The sequence below is a fragment of the Nonomuraea salmonea genome (genome assembly GCF_042428605.1).
Taxonomy (GTDB): domain Bacteria; phylum Actinomycetota; class Actinomycetes; order Streptosporangiales; family Streptosporangiaceae; genus Nonomuraea; species Nonomuraea salmonea.
Window position 1 is genome coordinate 539,173 of sequence record NZ_JBHMCF010000011.1, and the last position, 19,301, is coordinate 558,473.

General features: G+C 71.2%; 17 protein-coding genes. 5 read left to right on the top strand and 12 right to left on the bottom strand.

Annotated features, from left to right (window positions below; genetic code table 11):
- Positions 1-17: 17 nt before the first annotated feature.
- The 5 genes from ACFFR3_RS12850 to ACFFR3_RS12870 all read right to left on the bottom strand — a co-directional run bounded on the left by ACFFR3_RS12850 (position 18) and on the right by ACFFR3_RS12870 (position 3,958).
- The gene (locus ACFFR3_RS12850; RefSeq protein ID WP_379483172.1) at positions 18-995 is read right to left on the bottom strand and encodes a cation diffusion facilitator family transporter; all 978 of its coding nucleotides are present in this window, start codon (positions 993-995) and stop codon (positions 18-20) included.
- Between the two features lie 184 nt (positions 996-1,179).
- Positions 1,180-2,343 (bottom strand): acyl-CoA dehydrogenase family protein, encoded by a 1,164-nt coding sequence (locus ACFFR3_RS12855; protein ID WP_345402250.1) that lies wholly within the window; start codon positions 2,341-2,343, stop codon positions 1,180-1,182.
- A 13-nt stretch (positions 2,344-2,356) separates the two neighbouring features.
- Entirely contained in the window at positions 2,357-2,869 is a 513-nt protein-coding gene (locus tag ACFFR3_RS12860) for a MaoC family dehydratase (RefSeq protein ID WP_364366734.1), read from the bottom strand.
- Between the two features lie 66 nt (positions 2,870-2,935).
- Positions 2,936-3,538, bottom strand: coding sequence for an ACT domain-containing protein (locus ACFFR3_RS12865; RefSeq protein WP_364366731.1), 603 nt, complete (start codon positions 3,536-3,538; stop codon positions 2,936-2,938).
- 174 nt (positions 3,539-3,712) lie between these two features.
- On the bottom strand, positions 3,713-3,958 hold the full coding sequence (locus tag ACFFR3_RS12870; protein ID WP_345402241.1) for a hypothetical protein: 246 nt from the start codon (positions 3,956-3,958) through the stop codon (positions 3,713-3,715).
- A gap of 439 nt (positions 3,959-4,397) precedes the next feature.
- Here ACFFR3_RS12870 and ACFFR3_RS12875 point away from each other — a divergent pair, with 439 nt between their 5' ends.
- Positions 4,398-5,096 (top strand): SDR family oxidoreductase, encoded by a 699-nt coding sequence (locus tag ACFFR3_RS12875; protein ID WP_364366722.1) that lies wholly within the window; start codon positions 4,398-4,400, stop codon positions 5,094-5,096.
- 35 nt (positions 5,097-5,131) lie between these two features.
- Here ACFFR3_RS12875 and ACFFR3_RS12880 read toward each other — a convergent pair whose 3' ends face one another.
- The 6 genes from ACFFR3_RS12880 to ACFFR3_RS12905 all read right to left on the bottom strand — a co-directional run bounded on the left by ACFFR3_RS12880 (position 5,132) and on the right by ACFFR3_RS12905 (position 12,270).
- A complete protein-coding gene (locus ACFFR3_RS12880; RefSeq protein ID WP_364366720.1) occupies positions 5,132-5,464 on the bottom strand; it encodes a hypothetical protein in 333 nt (110 codons plus the stop codon).
- A 4-nt stretch (positions 5,465-5,468) separates the two neighbouring features.
- Positions 5,469-6,722 (bottom strand): right-handed parallel beta-helix repeat-containing protein, encoded by a 1,254-nt coding sequence (locus ACFFR3_RS12885; protein ID WP_345402235.1) that lies wholly within the window; start codon positions 6,720-6,722, stop codon positions 5,469-5,471.
- Positions 6,723-6,808: 86 nt separating this feature from the next.
- The gene (locus tag ACFFR3_RS12890) at positions 6,809-8,596 is read right to left on the bottom strand and encodes a glycoside hydrolase family 13 protein (RefSeq protein ID WP_379483173.1); all 1,788 of its coding nucleotides are present in this window, start codon (positions 8,594-8,596) and stop codon (positions 6,809-6,811) included.
- Positions 8,597-9,436 (bottom strand): sugar ABC transporter permease, encoded by an 840-nt coding sequence (locus tag ACFFR3_RS12895; RefSeq protein ID WP_345402232.1) that lies wholly within the window; start codon positions 9,434-9,436, stop codon positions 8,597-8,599.
- Complete coding sequence (locus ACFFR3_RS12900; RefSeq protein WP_379483174.1) at positions 9,433-10,983, bottom strand: ABC transporter permease subunit; 1,551 nt, start codon at positions 10,981-10,983, stop codon at positions 9,433-9,435. Before ACFFR3_RS12900 ends, ACFFR3_RS12895 begins: the two co-directional genes overlap by 4 nt.
- Positions 10,984-10,989: 6 nt before the next feature.
- Positions 10,990-12,270, bottom strand: coding sequence for a sugar ABC transporter substrate-binding protein (locus ACFFR3_RS12905; protein WP_379483175.1), 1,281 nt, complete (start codon positions 12,268-12,270; stop codon positions 10,990-10,992).
- Between the two features lie 290 nt (positions 12,271-12,560).
- Here ACFFR3_RS12905 and ACFFR3_RS12910 point away from each other — a divergent pair, with 290 nt between their 5' ends.
- Complete coding sequence (locus ACFFR3_RS12910; RefSeq protein ID WP_379483176.1) at positions 12,561-14,054, top strand: glycoside hydrolase family 13 protein; 1,494 nt, start codon at positions 12,561-12,563, stop codon at positions 14,052-14,054.
- Positions 14,055-14,128: 74 nt separating this feature from the next.
- Complete coding sequence (locus tag ACFFR3_RS12915; protein ID WP_379483177.1) at positions 14,129-15,499, top strand: sensor histidine kinase; 1,371 nt, start codon at positions 14,129-14,131, stop codon at positions 15,497-15,499.
- Positions 15,500-15,615: 116 nt separating this feature from the next.
- Here ACFFR3_RS12915 and ACFFR3_RS12920 read toward each other — a convergent pair whose 3' ends face one another.
- A complete protein-coding gene (locus ACFFR3_RS12920; RefSeq protein ID WP_345402226.1) occupies positions 15,616-16,950 on the bottom strand; it encodes a cation:dicarboxylate symporter family transporter in 1,335 nt (444 codons plus the stop codon).
- 109 nt (positions 16,951-17,059) lie between these two features.
- Here ACFFR3_RS12920 and ACFFR3_RS12925 point away from each other — a divergent pair, with 109 nt between their 5' ends.
- Both ACFFR3_RS12925 and ACFFR3_RS12930 read left to right on the top strand, forming a co-directional pair.
- Positions 17,060-18,559 carry a sensor histidine kinase gene (locus tag ACFFR3_RS12925; RefSeq protein WP_345402223.1) on the top strand — a complete coding sequence of 500 codons (1,500 nt, stop codon included), beginning with the start codon at positions 17,060-17,062 and terminating at the stop codon, positions 18,557-18,559.
- On the top strand, positions 18,556-19,254 hold the full coding sequence (locus ACFFR3_RS12930; protein WP_345402220.1) for a response regulator: 699 nt from the start codon (positions 18,556-18,558) through the stop codon (positions 19,252-19,254). The genes ACFFR3_RS12925 and ACFFR3_RS12930 overlap by 4 nt, the downstream gene beginning before the upstream one ends.
- Positions 19,255-19,301 lie beyond the last annotated feature (47 nt).

Here is a 19,301-nt window from a genome sequence, read left to right on the forward strand (position 1 = left end):
CGACGGAGCGGGGTGGGTCAGTGGGGGCGGTGGGTGGTGAGGGTGGCGTGGTGGTCGGCGTCGGCGGGGCCGTCGGGGTCGGTGTGGACCGTGGCGGCCCGTAGGCGTGGGAGTTCGTGGATGAGGCGGTGTTCGGCTTCGACCGCGACCCCATGAGCGGTGATGACGGACATGTCGTGGGGGACGAGGATCTCTACCTCGGCGTGGAGGGCGTGCCCGATCCAGCGCAGACGTACGGAGCCCACGCGGCGGACGCCGTTCACCGAGGTGAGGATGCGTTCCGCGGCGTCCACGAGGGCGGGGTCGACGGCGTCCATGAGGCGGCGGTAGATCTCGCGGGCCGCGTCGCGCAGCACGAAGCAGATCGCGACGGTGATGAGCAGGCCCACGACGGGGTCGGCCAGCGGCAGGCCGAGCGCGGCGCCGCCGGCGCCCAAAAGGACGGCCAGGGAGGTGAAGCCGTCGGTCCTGGCGTGCAGGCCGTCGGCGACGAGGGCGGCCGAGCCGATCTCCTTGCCGACCTTGATGCGGTAGCGGGCGACCCACTCGTTCCCCGCGAACCCGATCAGCGCCGCCCCGGCCACCCAGCCGACCGCCCTGATCTCCTGGGGGTCGAGGAGGCGCGTGACGGCCTCGTACCCGGCCAGGGCGGCGGATACGGCGATGAGCGCGACGATGACGATGCCCGCGAGGTCCTCGGCCCTGCCGTAGCCGTAGGTGTAGCGGCGGGTGGCGGCGCGGCGGCCGAGCGAGAACGCGATGGCCAGCGGGACGGCGGTGAGGGCGTCGGCCAGGTTGTGCAGCGTGTCACCGAGCAGCGCGACCGAGCCGGACGCCGCCACGATGACGGCCTGGACGGCGGCGGTGACCATGAGGACGGCGAACGAGACGGCCAGCACGCGCATGCCCCTGCTGCTGGTCTCCAGGGCGGTGTCGGTCTTGCCGGCGGTGTCGTGGCTGTGCGGGGTGACGGCGTGCGTGATCCGCTGCACCACACCTCGGATCCCCCGCCACCGGCCCGAACGCCCATGCCCATGCCCATGTTCGGGCCCATGTTCGGGCCCATGCCCGTGCCCATGCCCGTGCTCGTGGGCGGTGTCCTCGTCGTCGGACATGGTGTTCCTCGCTCCCGCAGTCCCTCCGCGCTCAGGATAAGCAGCGGCCCAGGGAGCGGCGGCGTCACCAGCCGACCTTGCCCTTTCCCGAGATGAGCGAGCGCGCGATGACCATGCGCTGCACGTCGTTGGTGCCCTCGCCGATCGCCATGAGCGGCGCGTCGCGGTAGAGCCGCTCGACCACGTACTCCTGGGAGTAGCCGTACCCGCCGTGGATGCGCATCGCGTCGAGGGACGCCTTCAGCGCCACCTCGGAGGCGAAGTACTTGGCCATGCCGGCCTCCATGTCCACCCGCCGGCCTCCGTCGGCCTGGGAGGCCGCCCAGTACGTGAGCAGCCGGGCCGCCTGGATCTCGGTCGCCATGTCGGCCAGCTTGAGCTGGATGGCCTGGAAGCCGGCGATGGGCTGCCCGAAGGCGGTGCGGTCGCGGGAGTAGGCGAGCGCGGCGTCGTACGCGGCCTGGGCGACCCCGACGGCGCGGGCGGCGATGTTGATGCGGCCCATCTCCAGCCCGCCGAGCACCTGCTGCATGCCGCGCCCCTCGGCGCCGCCGAGCAGGCACGAGACCGGCACCCGCACCTCGTCGAGCACGACCTCGCAGGTCTCGGTGCCCTTGTAGCCGAGCTTGGGCAGGTCGCGGCTGACGGAGAAGCCGGGCAGATCGGGGTCGACGAGCAGCACGGACATGCCCTTGTGGGCGGGCTCCTCGATGGAGGTCTTGACCAGGACGGGCAGCGGGTCGGCGTGGCGGGCGTTGGTGATCCAGGTCTTGGTGCCGGTGACGACGTAGTGGTCGCCGTCGCGGACCGCGCGGGTCTGGATGCCCTGCAGGTCGGTGCCGGCGCCCGGCTCGGTGAGCGCGATGGCGGTGCGCCGCGCGCCGGTGGCGAGGTCGGGCAGGTGGCGGCGTTTCTGCTCGTCGGTGCCATGGCGGGCGATCATCCAGCAGGCCAGCGAGTGGGAGCCGATCGTGCCGGCGACGCCCATCCAGCCGCGCGCGATCTCCTCGAAGACGAGCGCGAAGGAGACCATGTCGGCGGCGAGCCCGCCGTACTCCTCGGGGACGGACAGCCCGAACAGCCCCATCTGCTTCATCTTGTCGATGATCTCGGCCGGGTAGCGCCCGGAGTGCTCCCATTCGGTGGCGACCGGCATGATCTCCTTGTCCACGAACGCGCGCAGGGTCTCGCGGAACGCCTTCTGCTCGTCGGTCAGCTCGAAGTCCATGTGACTCAACTCCTCAGAGCGGGCCGGTCCTGGCCTGGGGGAAGTAGCCCTTGTCGTGGGGTGCGTCGCGCTTGTAGACCATGACGGTGCGGGTCCAGGACATGATCTCGTCGCCGTCCTGGTTGAGCCCGCGCGTGTACGCGGTGACGATCCCGGCGTACGGCCGCGACTTCGACTCCCGCTTGGCGGTCACCTTCGACTCGGCGTAGAGGGTGTCGCCGACGAAGACGGGGTGGGTGAGCTTGATGTCGGTCCAGCCGAGGTTCATGATCGCGGTCTGGCTGACGTCGATGACGGACAGGCCGAGCACGATGGCCACGGTCAGCCCCGAGTTCACGATGATCTTCCCGGTGGGGGCCTTGGCGGCGAAGTGGGCGTTGAAGTGGTTCTGGTTGGTGTTCATCGTCAGGAGCGTGAACCAGGTGTTGTCGGCCTCGCTGATGGTGCGGCCCATGGGGTGCTGGTAGACGTCCCCGACGGTGAAGTCCTCGTAGTAGCGGCCGATGGCGGGCTCGTGGACGGTCAAGGGCGGCTCCTGTTCACACCGTCGTGACCGCCCACGTTAGTGACCAGATCATTATTCGGTCAACGGTTACGCGCGGGCCGCCAGCTTGGACACCACGTCCACGATGCGGGCGGCGCGCTCCACCTCGGCGCGGTGGAAGTCGGGCCCGTCGGCCCGCGCCACCACCACGTGCAGCCCGGCGGCCACGACGGGCAGCAGCATGAGGCGCAGCTTCTCGGCGTCCCTGGCGACCGCCCTCGGGGGCGGCTCCGGCAGGTCGAACGAGGCGGGCGCGGCGTGCGAGGCGTGCTGGACGACGCCGTCGGCCACCGCCAATGACCACTCGGCCCCGCACAGGCCGGGCAGCGCGTCCACGAGCGTGGCGAAGCCCCGGGCGGGCTCGCTGGCGACGTGCATGAGCAGGTCGTAGTCGAGGGCGGAGCCGGGCACCTCCTTGGTGGGCCACACCCCTTCGACCCGGACCCCCGGCAGGGCGGAGAGCCGCTCGCGCGCCTCTTCTGTGGTCACCGGCGCGGGCCAGGAGACGGTGAAGTCGTCCACCGCCCGTCCCGCCTCGCGTTCGAGCACGGTGACCTGCAGGATGTCGGCGCCCAACGTACCCAGGGCCTTGGCCACCTGGCCGAGTCCGCCGGGCCTGTCGGGCAGTGACACCCTCAGACGCAGCAGCATGTCCGCCCCCTTTCCGCAGAGGCTCTCACAGTGCCGTGGACAAGTTTCGAGCATGTTCCACGGATATGTCGTGCACGCTGCGGTTATTTCCAACATTGCAGTGTTAAGTCCGGATTGTCGATAAAGGGACTGTCTGCCCCGCCGCATCCCCGGACAAAGCGCCGCTCGAAACGCTCAGGCGAACACCTCCTGCTGGTAGCGGCCCCGCTCCTCCAGCTCCGCCGGCCACGCGGCCCCGTCCTCGCCGGTCCTGTCGCGGTGAAGGCCGAGCAGGACCTGCCGGACGGCCGGCGCCATCCGGAGGCCGTCGCCGCAGACGTACACGTGCCCGCCCTGCTCCCAGGCGGCCAGCCCGCCCCCGCAGGGCAGGTCATGCTCGGGATGCTCGTCCAGAACGCGCGGGATGACGTCCAGCTTCATGATCGTCTCGTGCGCCCTCGGCCCTGGGCCGCTTGATCACGTCGTCCACGAGCGACCGCATCGTGGCGATGTCGCGCCGGCAGGAGCGCTCGTCCGCCTTCCTGAGCTCGTCCGCCTTCCTGGGCCTGGTCACGACGTGCTGAAACGCGTTCGTCTCCGGTGTCGTCATCGCCGAGGCGCAGGGGCTCCTGCCACGACGATCCGGAGGGGGCTGAGCGCGGCTTCGACACCGCGAGATCCGGGTGATCATCCACGGGCCGGCCTGATTTTCCTGGTAGGGGTTGCGTTGGATTTTCCAACTCACTTATGGTGGGTTGGAAAATCCAACCCAAGCGGACGGTGCCGCGATGCGTGATGCCGTCATCGTGCAGGCCGTACGCACCCCCATGCGCACCGGCGTCCTCCCGGCCACCGAGCCACTCACCCTGGAGCGAACCTCATGAAGATCACCGACAGCGTCGCCCTCGTCACCGGCGCCAACCGCGGCCTGGGCGCCACGTTCGCCCGCGCCCTGCTGGAGCGCGGCGCGCGCAAGGTGTACGCCGCCGCCAGGAACCCCGCCTCGATCACCGACCCGGACCTGACGCCGATCGCGCTCGACGTGACCGACCAGGCCGCCGTGGCCGCCGCCGCCGAGCTCTGCGGCGACGTGAGCCTGCTGATCAACAACGCGGGCGTCTCCCACAGCCAAAACCCGGGCCCGGCGGCGGCCAGGGCCGAGATGGAGGTCAACTACTTCGGCACGCTGGCCATGAGCGGCGCCTTCGCGCCCGTGCTGGCCCGCAACGGCGGCGGCGCGCTGGTCAACGTCCTGTCGGTGCTGTCGTACCTCACGTTCCCGCGCGTCACCACGTACGCGGCGTCGAAGGCCGCGGCCTGGTCGCTGACCAACGCGCTGCGGCTGGAGCTGCTGGAGCAGGGCACGCAGGTGGTGGGCGTGCACGCCGGCTACATCGACACCGACATGGCCGCGAGCATCACCGGCCCCAAGATCGCCCCCGAGGACGTGGTCGCGGCCACGCTCGACGGGCTGGAGTCGGGGGCGTACGAGGTGCTGGCCGACGACGTCAGCAGGCAGGCCAGGTCGGGGCTGTCCGGCGGCCTGGAGCTGCTCTATCCGGCGCTGGCCGGCCAGTAGGCGGGCCGGCGGGCGGCGGCGGTCGTGCGAAGGGGTCAGCCGACGGCGGCCCAGACCGCCTCGAACGCCTCGGGGGTGATCTCGGTCAGCTCCCAGATCTCCAGCGGCTGGTCGGACAGGAAGCCCTGGCCGTCCTGGAGGTGACGCCACCAGTAGCGGCGGGCGGCGCGATCGGCACCGTCGGCGCCGTCGGCGCCCACCTCGACCTGGCGGACCGCCCAGTGCTCGCCGTCGCCCTCGACGCTCTCGAACAGCCAGGCCCGCCCGTCCTCGTCCCCCAGGTGCCAGTAGTGCCTGGGGGCCTCGGAGTCGGCGAGCCTCTTCACCAGCTCGCGGCGCGCTTCGAGGTGGGCGGAGTCGATGCTCACGGCGTCAGTGCTGGTAGGCGCCCGCGGTGGGCGAAGCCTTGAGGACCTTGCCCGCGGCGTCCTTGAAGATCGCCTTGCCGCCGTACCACGTGGAGCTCAGCCGCACCCCGCGCCCGATCGCCGGAGAGCCGGGACGCAGCCGCAGGTCGGTGCGGGAGACGAACTTCGGGTCGGCCATGACCGTCTTCGGCCCCGGCTTGAAGCGGGCTTTGCGCCCCTTGTAGACGCCGCCCGCCTCGTCGGCGCCCTTGCCGTCCTCGAAGCCGGCCTCGCCGCCGACGTGGACGGCGTTGTTGCGCAGCTTGAGTATCGACGGCGAGCACCCGTCGTGGCAGGACCAGCCGATGGTGTTCCTGGCCGGCAGGTAGACGGAGTTGTGCACCGCGATCGTGCCCTTGACCGGGCCGACGATGTGGCGCGGGCCGCGGGTGATGAGGAACGAGCCGCGGCTGCGCTTGGAGGTGACGACGTTGAAGGCGAACACGTTGCCGGTCGCGGTCGTGCCCTTCTTCGCGCCGAGCTCGGTGAAGGTGTCGTTGTCGCGGGCGACGTTGTGGGTGACGCGGTTGCGGTCGCCGCCGAAGATCTCGACGGCGGCGCCGTCGGTGCCGTAGTCGCTGCTCTTGGCGTAGCTGCCGGTGATGGTGTTGCCGGTGACGAGGTTGTCGTCGCCGTTGAGCAGCACGCCGAAGGCGCCGGAGTCGTTGTCGCCGCCCGAGTCGTTGACGCTCATCCGGTTGTTGTCGGTCAGCACGCTGTCGCGGATGGTGTTGTGCGAGCCGGACGGGGTGACCAGCACGCCGGCGATGTTGCGGTCGGCCTGCACGCCCGACAGCTCGACGCGGCGGCCGGCGAGCTGGAAGCCGGCCCATCGGCAGCCGGAGGCGCGCAGCCCGCTGATGCGCCAGTAGTCGCCCTTGACGATCACGCAGTCGTCCTCGGTGCCGCTGATCCTCGCGAGCGGGCCCTTGCCGTAGGCGCGGACCACGATGGGCCGGGCGGCGGTGCCGTCGGCCTCGAGGGTGAGCGGGCCGGTGAAGCCACTGCCGCGCTTGACCGCGACCGTGTCGCCCGGCTTGAGCTCGGCGGCGCCGACCTTCTCCAGCGACTTCCACGCGGTGCGCTCGCTGGTGCCGTCGGCCGCGTCGTCGCCCGCCTTGGAATCGACGTAGTAGGTGGTGCCCGCCCGCGCTCTGCTCTCCGCGCTCCGGGTCTCCGCCGCCGCGGCGGCGGGTACGGCGGGCAGGAGCGAAGCCATGACGGCTACGGACAGCAACCTCATACGGGGCACACCACTAACGAGCTGGGAGGTACGGAAAATCAGCAGAGGCCACCGTAGCGTGATCAGCCGCTGGTTCGCCATACGCTCAGCGAAGGTCCGTCACCCGGTATCACGTCGCCGTCGGGCGCGTGGTAGAGGCCGGTGAGGTGCTCGCCGAGCGTGAGCGGCTCGCCCGGCGCCCGCCGTACGCACACCACGATCGACTCCCCGTACGTCTCCCGCGCGAACACCAGGCAGTCGGCGTCGGCGTGCAGCCAGCGCAGGCCGCCGTGCCGCAGGGCGGGCTCGGCCCTGCGCAGCCCGAACAGCTCGCGGTAGGCGGCCAGCGTCGCCTGGTCCCGGTCGCCGGGGCGGTTCCACGGCATGGGGGTGCGGGAGTGCTCGCCGTTGACGCCGGTCAGGCCGAACTCGCTGCCCGCGAAGATCATCGGCGTGCCCGGCAGCGTGGCCTGCAGGCCGGCGGCCAGCAGGTGGCGCTCGCGCGAGCCGGTGACCGTGCGCACGCGCGGCGAGTCGTGGGAGTCGAGCAGCTGCCAGGAGTGCACGTACGAGCGCCACGACAGGTGCGCGGCGAAGGACCGGAACGTGGCCAGCGTGGCCAGGCCGTCGCGCTCGGGGATGCCGCCCGGCACGCCGAGGAAGTGCTCGAGATCCGTCTCGGGGCCGCGCAGCCAGGCCCAGACCGGGCGGGTGAAGCCGCCGTAGTTCATGGTGCCGTGCCAGCCGTCGCGGTCGAGGTCGGGCGAGGCGTCGTGGTTGTGCTCGGCGATGAGCGCGGCGCCGGGGCCGAGCTCGGCCCGCAGCAGGGCGGCGACCTCGTGCAGGTGGTCGTCGGCCGCGCGGCGCCCGGTCATGTTGGCGACGTCGACCCGCCAGCCGTCGAGCGGGCCGAGCCACCGCTTCAGCACCGCCGTCATCCGTTCCCGCACCAGTGCGCTGCCCCAGTTGAGCTTGGGCAGCGTCTTGACGCCCCACCAGGACTCGTAGTCGCCGGTGGCGGGGTCGAAGTAGAACATCTCGCGCTCGGGGGCGCGCACGTTGGACACGGCCGTGGTGAACCACTCGTGGGCGTCGCCGCAGTGGTTGGTGGTGATGTCGCCGATGAGCCGCATGCCGCGCGCGTGCAGCGCGCCCGACAGGCGGTGCAGCGCGGCGTCGCCGCCGAGCAGCGGGTCCACGTGCTCGAAGGTCGAGGCGTCGTAGCGGTGGTTGGAGCGGGCGGGGAAGAACGGCGTGAGGTAGACGGTGTCGGCGCCGAGTCCGCTGATGTGGTCGAGACGCCGGGTGAGGCCGTCGAGGTCGCCGCCGTAGAACTGGGTGGAGGTGCCGGGGCCGCTGGGGATGACGGGGTCGCGGTCCCAGTCGCGGGGCAGCGCCCAGCCGGGCGGCTCCGGCCTGGCGCCGGAGCGGTCGAAGCGGTCGGGGAAGATCTGGTAGACGATCGCGCCGGCCAGCCACGACGGCGGCGGCTCGTGGCAGACGAGCCGGAAGTCGCCCGCGTCGGTGAGGTCGTGCGCGGCGAGCCCGGCCGCGGTCAGCCATTTCTGGCCGGTACGGGTGTGCAGCAGGAAGCGGTACGGGGTGACCGGGTTGACCGCGGTGATCTCGGCCCGCCACCACACGTCGCCGCGGCCGTAGCCGCCGGCGCCCCGGCGCGCGGGGTCCACGCGGGCCTCGGCGTAGCGGGGCTCGCCGTCGTGCACGGCGCGGACGTGCACGCCGGCGACCCCGGCGGCCACCGGCGCGCGCAGCCAGAGCGTGACCCGCGCGCCGAGCTCGGGTCGCTGGTCGGAGACGTAGAGGGCGGACCCGTCGTGGTGAGGCTCCCCGAGGTGACGCACTGTGCTCATCTATCCCTTGACGGCGCCGGCGGTCAGGCCGGAGACGATGTACTTCTGCAACCACAGGAACACGCCGACCGTGGGCACGGCGGTGATCAGCGTGGCCGCGGCGAACATGCCGAAGTTCGTGTTCCGGTGATCCCCCGCGATCATGCCGTACATGCCGACCGCGAGCGTCTTGCTCTCCGGATCGCGCAGGAACACGCTCGCCATCAGGAACTCGCTCATCGTGCCGATGAACGCCAGCAGCGCGGTGACCGCGAGGATCGGCGTGACCAGCGGCATGATGATGCGCCAGAAGATCTGGGCGTGGGTGGCGCCGTCCATGGTGGCGGCCTCGTCCAGCTCCTTGGGGACGGTGTCGAGGAAGCCCTTCATCAGCCAGGTGTTCACGCCGAGCGCGCCGCCGAGGTAGAGCAGCAGCAGGCCCCACACGGTGTCGAAGCCGAGGGCCGGGTACAGCTCGGTCACGCTCGTGAAGATCATGAAGATCGTCACGATGGCCAGGAACTGCGGGAACATCTGGATGAGCAGCAGCGCCAGCAGCCCGGTCCTGCGGCCGGCGAAGCGCATGCGGCTGAAGGCGTACGCGGCCATCATCGACAGCACCAGACTGGCGAACGACGAGGCGAGCGCGATGAACACCGAGTTGAAGAACCAGCGCTTGAAGGGGTAGGCGTCGGAGGTCAGCAGGTCGCCGAAGTTGTCCAGGCTTGCCCCGGTGGGGAACAGCTCGGTCGAGGCCAGCGTGCCCAGCGGGTTGATCGCGGCCGAGATCACGAACAGGATCGGGAACACCGCGAACACGCACACGGCCAGCACGAAGACGTGCCGCAGGGCGAGCTTCACGCGTAGACCTCCTCCTGCTTGCGGGTACGCCGGAAGGCCACGGCCGAGATGACGGCCACGATGGCGAAGATGAAGACCGAGATCGCCGCCGCGAAGCCGAACTGCGCGCCGCTCGGCCCGAACGCCAGTCTGAAGGTGTAGGTGATGAGCAGGTCGGTGCCGCCGACCTGCGGGTTCTCCGCGGGGAACGGCCCGCCGTCGGTGGTCAGGGCGATGACGTTGAAGTTGTTGAAGTTGAAGGCGAACGACGAGATCAGCAGCGGCGTGAGCGCGACGAGCAGCAGCGGCAGCGTGACCCGGCGGAACGCCTTCCACGGGGTGGCGCCGTCGATGGCGGCGGCCTCGGTCAGCTCGCGCGGGATGGCCTGCAGCGCGCCGGTGGTGACGAGGAACATGTACGGGAAGCCGAGCCACAGGTTGACCAGCACGACGCCGAGCCGGGCGGTCCCCGTCTGGCCCAGCCAGTCGATCTCGGCCCCGAGCAGCTGGTTGATCAGGCCGAAGTCGCGGTTGAACATGTCGCGCCAGACCATCAGCATCGCGAAGGCGGGCATCGCGTACGGCAGGATCAGCACGATCCGGTAGATCTTGGTGCCGCGCATGCGCGGGTGGTGCAGGGCCAGGGCGACCGATATGCCGAGCGCGAACGTGCCGAGCACCGAGGCGAGCGCGAAGGCGAGGTTCCAGCCCAGCACGCCGGCGAAATAGCCGGAGATCGTGGGGTTGGTGAGCACCCGCAGGAAGTTGTCCAGGCCGACGTTGACCTGCCAGCCCTGGGCCAGGTGCTCGCCCTCGGCGTTGACGAAGTAGCCCTGCGACTCGTCGGCCGTCCAGGGGCCGCCCTCGCCGCGTACGCAGTCGCAGGCGGCGTCGTACACCAGGGCGGCCTTGCCCTCGACGGCGCGGCTGAGCCCGTTCGCCTTGATGAGGCCGTCACCGGTGGGCACGGCCAGCGCCGTGATCTCGGGCCCGCGCGCGGCGGCCTCGGGCGCCTTGAGCACGGTGAGCCCCGGCGCCGCGAGCACCTTGCCGGTCACGCCGAGCCGCGCGCCGGCCAGCGGTTCCACGCCGGCCCGCGTGCCCAGCGAGACCTGCTTGGTGTCCGGGTCCACGAGCAGGAACACCAGCTCCTCGCCGCGCAGGGCGACGGTGAGCGTGTACTCCGGCGAGCCGGGCGCCTGACGGACCGAGCCGGTCTGGACGGCCTCGATGGCGGCGGCCTTGTCGCCGCGGTGCCCGTCACCGAAGTTCGTGAACGCCGTGGTCACCGTGTAGAGCACGGGGAACACCTGGAAGGCGAGGAGGAAGACGGTACCGGGGATGAGGTATTTGGCCGGGATGAAGCGCCGGGTCAGATAGAGGCAGGCGATGACCGCGGTGGCGGCGCCGAGCAGCGTCAGTGACACCCACGACCCGGCGGCCACCAGCGGCGGCACGGCGTAGAGCAGGATCGCGCCGGCCACGGCCAGCACCGCGATCCTGCTCACCACGAACGCCGTGCTCCGCTCCCCGCGCGGCCGTGCCGCCGCGCGCACGTGCGAAGGCATGAGCGGTCAGTTCTTGAGCGCGCCGTCGATGGCCTTCTGCGCCGACGCGGCGGCCTTGGCCGCGTCGCCGCCCTTGACCACGGCCGTCTCGGCGATGCCGAACGGCTCCCAGATGGCGGCCATGGCGGGGATGGCGGGCATCGGCAGGCCGTCCTTGCCGGCCTCCATGAACTTGGCGGCGTCGGGATCGCTCGCCTGGACCTCCTCCAGGGCGGCGGTCAGCGCCGGGGGCCTGGGGTCGGCCTCGTACAGCGCCTTGGCGACGTCCTTGCTGGTCACGTAGTTGGCGACGAACTCCTGCGCCAGCGCCTTGCTCTTGCCCTTCGAGGCGACGAAGAAGCTCTGCACGCCCACGAACGGGGTGGCCGGCTGCCCGCCCTCGAACGGCGGGACGGCGCTGATGTCGTAGGTGACGCCGCCCTTCTTGATCTCGCTGATGGCCCACGGGCCGGAGACGAGGAAGGCGCACTTGCCCGAGGCGAAGGTCGGGATGTAGTTCTCGTTGGTCAGGGACGTGCGCAGCGCGCCCTCGCCCTTCTCACCGAGGTCCTTCAGCTTGCCGAACGCCTTGACGGAGCCCTCCGAGCCGAGCAGCACCTGCTTGGGGTCGGGGTCGCCGGAGGCGGTCGTGCCGAACAGCGCGCCGCCGCCCGAGGCGAAGATCGGGTAGACGTGGAAGGCGTCGCCCTTCTGGCCGACCGGCAGGCAGAGCACCTCCTTGACCTTGCCGTCCTTCTTCAGCGCCTTGCCCTTGGCGATCATGTCCTCGATCGTCGCGGGGGCGTCGGGGGCGAGGTCGGTGTTGCGGATCAGGGCGATGTTCTCCACCGCGTACGGGGCTCCGTAGATCTGCCCGTCGAAGGTGACCGCCTGGATCGCCTTCGGGGAGAAGGCGGCCTTCTGCTCCTCGGTGAGCGTGACCGGGTCGATGGCGCCGTTCTGCACGAGGTTGCCGATCCAGTCGTGCGCGCCGATCATGATGTCCGGGCCGCTGCCCTGCTGCGAGGCGGTCAGGAAGGTCGTCTGGTTGTCCTTGCTGATCTCCTTGACCTCGACGGTCACGCCGTTCTCGGTGCCGAACTGCTCGACGAACGGCTTGAGCGGCTCGACCCTGCTGGGGTCGGCCCAGATCACGAGCGTGCCGGCCGCGCCCGCGGGGGCCGAAGAGACCGGGGACGACGGCGCCGCCGTACCGTCGGCGGGGGCCTGCGGCGACGATCCGCCGCACGCGGTCGCCGCGAACGCGAGAGTCGCGAGAGCTGCCACACCCAGAGCCCGGATGCGCATGGGGGGACCTCCTGAGGTCACGGAGGAACGGCGATGCGTCGTTGCACCGCCGCCGAGATTGGCTCGACGTTTCCGGGACGTTAGCCGCTCTTTGCAAAAAGTGGAAGAACTTGCGCAAGAGCGTTACCTGATCAACACCCGCGCCATCGGTCCTGACCTGCCCGACACCAGGCCACGACGTTGCAGGATGGAGCTGCAAGTTTCCGAAACTTGCACTTGACCTCGTCCTACGAATCGGACATCCTTCACCAGAACCACACCGATATCCGGATCATCCGGGAAGGACGCACATGCTCGGCAACGACGACTGGTGGCGGGACGCCGTCGTGTACCAGGTCTACCCCCGAAGCTTCGCCGACGCCAACGGTGACGGCGTCGGAGACCTCGCGGGCGTCCGCGAGCGCCTCGACTACCTGGCGGAGCTGGGCGTGGACGCCATCTGGCTGAGCCCGTTCTACACCTCCCCGATGGCCGACGGCGGCTACGACGTCGCCGACTACCGCGACGTGGACCCGATGTTCGGCACGCTCGCCGACTTCGACGCGCTGACGGCCGACGCGCACGCCAAGGGCATCAGGGTCATCGTGGACCTGGTCCCCAACCACTCCTCCGACCAGCATCCCTGGTTCAAGGCCGGGCTGCGCGACCGCTACATCTTCCGCGACGCGCCCAACGACTGGGAGTCGATCTTCGGCGGCCCCGCATGGACGCAGGTCGAGGACGGCTCGTGGTACCTCCACCTGTTCGCGCCCGAGCAGCCCGACCTCAACTGGGAGAACCCCGAGGTACGCGCCGAGTTCCGCGACATCCTGCGCTTCTGGCTCGACCGGGGCGTGGACGGCTTCCGCATCGACGTGGCGCACGGCATGATCAAGGCCGCCGGCCTGCCCGACGTGGGCAAGAAGGACGGCCCGCAGGCCGAGATGCTGGGCGACGAGCAGGTGCCGTACTTCGACCAGGACGGCGTGCACGACATCTACCGCGAGTGGCGGCCGATCCTCGACTCCTACCCCGGCGGGCGCATGGCGGTGGCCGAGGCGTGGGTGTCCTCCCCCGAGCGGCTGGCCCGTTACGTCGGGCCCGACGAGCTGCACCAGGCGTTCAACTTCGAGTTCATGATGGCCGACTTCCACGCCAAGTCGTTCCGTTCCGTCATCGAGAAGTCGCTCGCCGAGGCCGAGCTGGTCGGCGCGCCCACCACGTGGGTGCTGTCCAACCACGACAAGCCGCGCCACGTCACCCGGCACGGCTCGCTTGCCCGCGCCCGCGCGGCCACCCTGCTCATGCTGGCGCTGCCCGGCTCCGCCTACCTCTACAACGGCGAGGAGCTCGGCCTGCCCGAGGTGCTCGACCTGCCGGACGAGCTGCGCCAGGACCCGGCGTTCCTGCGGCGCGGCGAGAGCCGCGACGGCTGCCGGGTGCCGCTGCCGTGGACGTCGTCGGAGGGACTCGGCTGGCGGAACCCGTGGCTGCCGATCCCGGCCGAGTGGGCGGCGCTGTCGGCCGAGGCGCAGCACGACGACCCCGCCTCGACGCTCAACCTCTACCGCGCCGCGCTGCGGCTGCGCAGGCAGCACCCGGCGCTCGGCGGCGGCACGCTGACCTGGCTCGACTCGCCCGAGGACGTGCTGGTCATCGAGCGCGAGCCCGGCCTGGTCGTGGTGCTCAACACCGGCGACGAGCCGGTGCGCCCCGGCGTCGCGGGCGAGGTGCTGCTGTCCAGCGGCCCCCTGACGGACGACGGCTCCGTCCCGCCGGACACCACGGTGTGGCTGCAGGGCTGAGGCTTGCCTAATCTTTTCCCTTATTCGGTATATAAGCGACAAAACACTGCAATCACGCTCGGTAGCCTCGGGGGATGGCACCCTGGTGGGCCAGGTCCCTGCGCGGACGTGTCACTCTCATCGCGACGGCCGTAGCCGCCCTCGTGCTGATCCCTGTGGCCATCGCGGGGATCATGGTCGCGAGGACCCTCGTGAACGCGAGCGTCTTCAACGACACGAGGAACACCGCCGAGCGCATCGCCTCCGAGATGCGCGGCGGTGTTCTGCCGCTGGGCGCCGCCATCCCGGTGCCCGACCCGTCCGTCGACCTGATCCAGGTGGTGAGCGCCGACGGGCGGCTGCTGGGGGCCAGCGACGGGGCCAGGGCGCTGCCGCTGCTCGATGACGTCAGGCCCACCGGCGCCGGCCAGGTCATCAACACCACGACGTGCCTGCCCACCAAATGCGTCCACGTGTCGGCGGTGCGGGTGTCGGTGTTCCCCGACTCCCCCATCGTCTATGCCGGACGCAGCTCGCCCGACGTGCTGCAGACCCACACGATGGAGATCGTCGTGTTCATCGAGGTCGCCATGCTCATCGCCCTGGCGGGCTGGGCCACGTGGCTGGTCACCGGGCGGGCGCTGCGGCCCGTCGGCGCCATGCGCGCCGAGCTGGACGCCGTGCACGCCGGCGACCTGAGCCGCCGCGTCACCCAGCCGCCGGGCGACGACGAGGTGGCCCTGCTCGCCCGCTCCGTCAACGGCACGCTCGCCCGGCTGGAACGCTCGGCCGAGCAGCAGCGCCAGTTCGCCTCCGACGCCTCCCACGAGCTGCGCACCCCGATCGCCGGGCTGCGCGCCCAGCTGGAGAGCGCCCAGCTCTATCCGGACGACACCGACATGGAGGCGCTGGTCGAGAGCGCGCTGCGCGACACCGACCGGCTGGAGACCATCATCACCGACCTGCTGCTGCTGGCCAGGATCGGCTCCCGGGTGGACATCGTCAAGGAACGCTTCGACCTGGCCTGCCTGGTACGGCAGGAGCTGGCCACCCGCACCGACAAGATCCCCGTGCAGGTGGACCTGGCGGAGGGCGCGTGCGTGGAGGGCGTGCGGACGCAGCTCGCCAGGGTGCTGACGAACCTGCTGGACAACGCCCAGCGCTACGCCGAGCAGACCGTCCTGGTCACGGTGCACGCGGAGCCGGACAGGACGGCCAACGGCTGCGACCACCACGCCCTGGTGGTGCTGACCGTGGAGAACGACGGCATCGAGATCCCCCTGCACGACCGCGAGCGCATCTTCGAGCGCTTCACCCGCCTCGACACCGCCCGCAGCCGCGACACCGGCGGCGCCGGGCTGGGGCTGGCCATCGCGCGCGACGTGGCCGTCGCGCACGGCGGCACGCTCTGCGTCGAGGACCGCCCGGGCGGCGCCCGCTTCGTGCTGCGCCTGCCGTCCGCATGACCGGGCCGGCAAGCGGGGACGTCACGCCGGCGTGTCCCGTCCGCATGACCGAGGCGGGGACGTCACGCCGGCGCCTCCCGGCCGCGCGGACGGCGGGAGGCGCTGATGGCGTGCCGTCAGGCGGTCGTCAGCTCCTTGGCGGGCTCGCGGGGCTCGTCCCCGTCAGAGTCGCCGTCGTCCAGGAGCGTGGCCTCGTCGAACGGGGCCTGCCCGGCCAGCACCTGTCCCGCGCGCTCCCTGTCGAACTCGCCGGTCCACGTGCCGACGAGCACGGCGGCCACGGCGTTGCCGGCGAAGTTCGTCAGCGCCCTGGCCTCCGACATGAACCGGTCGATGCCGACGATGAGGCCGACGCCGTCCACGAGCTCGGGCCGGTGCGCCTGCAGGCCGCCGGCCAGCGTGGCGAGGCCCGCGCCGGTGACGCCCGCCGCGCCCTTGGACGCGATCATCATGAACAGCAGCAGCGTGACCTGCTCGCCGAACCCGAGCGGCGACCCGGTGGCCGTGGCGATGAACAGGGTGGCCATGGTGAGGTAGATCGCGGTGCCGTCGAGGTTGAAGGAGTAGCCGGTCGGCACGGTGATGCCGGCCACGGTCTTGCTGACCCCGAGGTGCTCCATCTTGGCGATGAGCCGGGGCAGCGCCGTCTCCGACGACGAGGTGGACAGGATCAGCAGGAACTCCCTGCCGAGGTAGCGCAGCAGCGACCACAGGTTGATCCTGGCGACCATCCACAGGATCGTGCCGAGCACGACGCCGACGAACAGCGCGCAGGTCACGTAGAAGGCGATCATGATGATGGCCAGGCTCTTGAGCGCCTCGAGGCCGGTGTCGCCGACGACGGCCGCGATCGCGCCGAACGCGCCCACCGGCGCCGCCCACATGATCATGGCGAGGATGCGGAAGACCAGCCGCTGGAAGTGCTCGATGCCGCGCAGGATCGGCTCGCCCTTGCGGCCCATGGCCTGCAGCGCGAACCCGGCGAGCAGCGCCACCAGCAGCGCCTGGAGCACCGAGCCCTCGGTGAGCGCCGACACCAGCGTCTTGGGGATGATGCCGAGCAGGAAGTCCACCATGCTCGCGTCGGCGCCCTTGGCCGCCTCCGCCTCGGCCCGCTCCCTGGCCGCGTCGGTGAGCTGCAGGCCGGAGCCGGGGTCGATGACGTTGCCGACGGCCAGGCCGATGATCAGCGCGACCGTGGACATGGCGATGAAGTAGCCGAGCGCGAGCCCGCCGACCTTGCCGACCTGGGCGGCCTGGCGTACCGAGCCGATGCCCAGCACGATCGTGCAGAAGATGACGGGCCCGATCACCATCTGGATGAGCGAGACGAACCCCGTGCCGATGGGTTTCAGCTGGACGGCGAGGTCGGGCCAGATGAAGCCGACGAGGATCCCGAGCAGGACCGCCACGATGACGGCCAGGTAGAGATAACGGGTGCGATCGCGCATAGGGGGGCTCTCCGGCGGTTTTGGAACGAGCTTCTGTCCGTGCGACTATGCGCTGCACAAGTGATGCAGGTCACCATTGCGTAAGTTTCGTTCACGGGGAGGGTGGGACATGCGGCGCTGGAGCCTGGCCGGGCAGATGCTGGTGCTGCAGCTGCTCGTGGTGACCGTCACGGCGGCGGGCGGCGCGACGCTCGCGCTGGTGCAGGCCCACCGGCTGCTCACCGATGAGGCGGGCAGCACGGCGAAGGCGGTGGCGATGAGCGTGGCGGCCTCGCCCGACGTGCTGGCCGCGCTCGACGAGCGCGACCCGACGGCGCGGCTGCAGCCGTACGCCGAGCGCGTCCGCACGGCGACGGGCGTCGACTTCATCACGATCATGCGCCCCGACGGCACCCGCTACACCCATCCCAACCCGGCGGAGATCGGCGGGCGCTTCCTCGGCCACATCGAGCCCGCGCTGCGCGGCGAGACGTTCACCGAGACCTACACCGGCACGCTGGGCCCCTCGAAGCGGGCGGTGACGCCGGTGACGGCCGGCGGGCGGGTGCGGGCCCTGGTCAGCGCCGGCATCACCATCGACCGCATCGACGCCAGGCTGCGCGACCAGCTCGCCTGGGGCGGCCTCATCGTCGCGCTCGCGCTCGGGCTGGGCGCGGCGGGCACGTGGCTGGTGACCGCGCGGCTGCGCCGCCAGACGCACGGGCTCGGCCCGGTCGAGCTGGGCCGCATCCACGAGCACCACGACGCCGTGCTGCACGCGGTCAGGGAGGGCCTGCTGCTGGTCGGCAGGGACGGCACGCTGACGCTGTGCAACGACGCGGCCAGGCAGCTGCTGGGGCTGCCCGCCGAAGCCGAGGGGCGGCACGTCGCCGAGCTGGGCCTGGCGGAGCTGCTGACGGACGACGAGGAGCGCGTGCACCTGGCCGGTGACCGGGTGCTCGCGGTCAACAGCGCGGCCAGCAGGCTCGGCACGGTCGTCACCGTACGCGACCACACCGAGCTGCAGGCGCTGACCGGCCAGCTCGACGCCGAGCGCGGCTTCGCCGACTCGCTGCGCTCGGCCGCGCACGAGGCGGCCAACCGGCTGCACACCGTGATCACACTGGTGGAGCTGGGCCGCACCGAGCAGGCGGTGGCGCTGGGCACGGCTGAGCTGCGGGCCGCGCAGGAGCTGACCGACCGGGTGGTGGGCGCGGTGCGCGAGCCCGTGCTGGCGGCGCTGCTGCTGGGCAAGAGCGCCGAGGCGGCCGAGCGCGGCGCCGAGCTGGTGATCAGCGCGGACAGCGAGCTGGACGACCTGGGCCTGGACCCGCGCGACCTGGTCACGATCGTCGGCAACCTCATCGACAACGCCGTGGACGCGGCGAGCCGGGTGGAGGTGCATCTCAGCGGCGACGAGCGGGGCGTGCTGATCAGGGTGGCCGACGACGGTCCAGGGCTGACCGGCCGGGCCGCGTTCGAGAAGGGCTGGACCACCAAGGGCGACGGCCACGGGCTCGGCCTGGCGCTGGTGGGCCAGGCGGTGCGGCGCCTCGGCGGCACGATCGACGTGGCCGGCTCGGTCTTCACCGTACGGCTGCCGGCGCCGAGGCGGGAGCCGGTGCCGTGACGACGCCGGAATCCGGGCTCATCTCCGTGCTCGTGGTCGAGGACGAGGAGATCACCGCCGAGGCCAACCGCATCTACGTCGAGCGGGTGCCCGGCTTCGAGGTGGCCGGGGTGGTCAGGTCGGGCGGCGAGGCATTGCGCTTCCTGCGCCGCAGGCCCGTCGATCTGATCCTGCTCGACCTCTACCTGCCCGACATGCACGGCCTCGAGGTGTGCCGGGCGGTGCGGGCGGGCGGCCTGCTGTGCGATGTGATCGCGGTGACGTCCGCGCGCGACCTCACCATGGTCCGCTCGGCGGTGTCGCTCGGCATCGTCCAATACCTGCTCAAGCCGTTCACGTTCGCCGCGCTCGCCGAGAAGCTGACCCGCTACGCCCGCTTCAAGGAGGAGGCCGGGCTGGCGGTCGGGCAGGGCGACGTGGACCGGGTGCTGGGCACGCTGCGCGGATCGTCCGCCGAGCTGCCAAAGGGCATGGCGCAGGACACCCTCGACGCGGTCGTCACGCAGCTGCGCGCCCAGGCGGGCGGGGTGGGCGCGCAAGCCGTGGCGGACGCGATCGGGGTGTCCAGGGTGACCGCGCGGCGCTACCTCGAATACCTGGTGGAGCTGGGCGTGGCGGCCCGCGTCCCGCAGTACGGCGGCGTGGGCAGGCCAGAGTTGCTCTACCGGATCCCCACGCAGAGTTCAGGACGGTGACGCCGCCCGTTCAATCCGGCCTTCTAGCTTCTGGGTGCAATCCGATG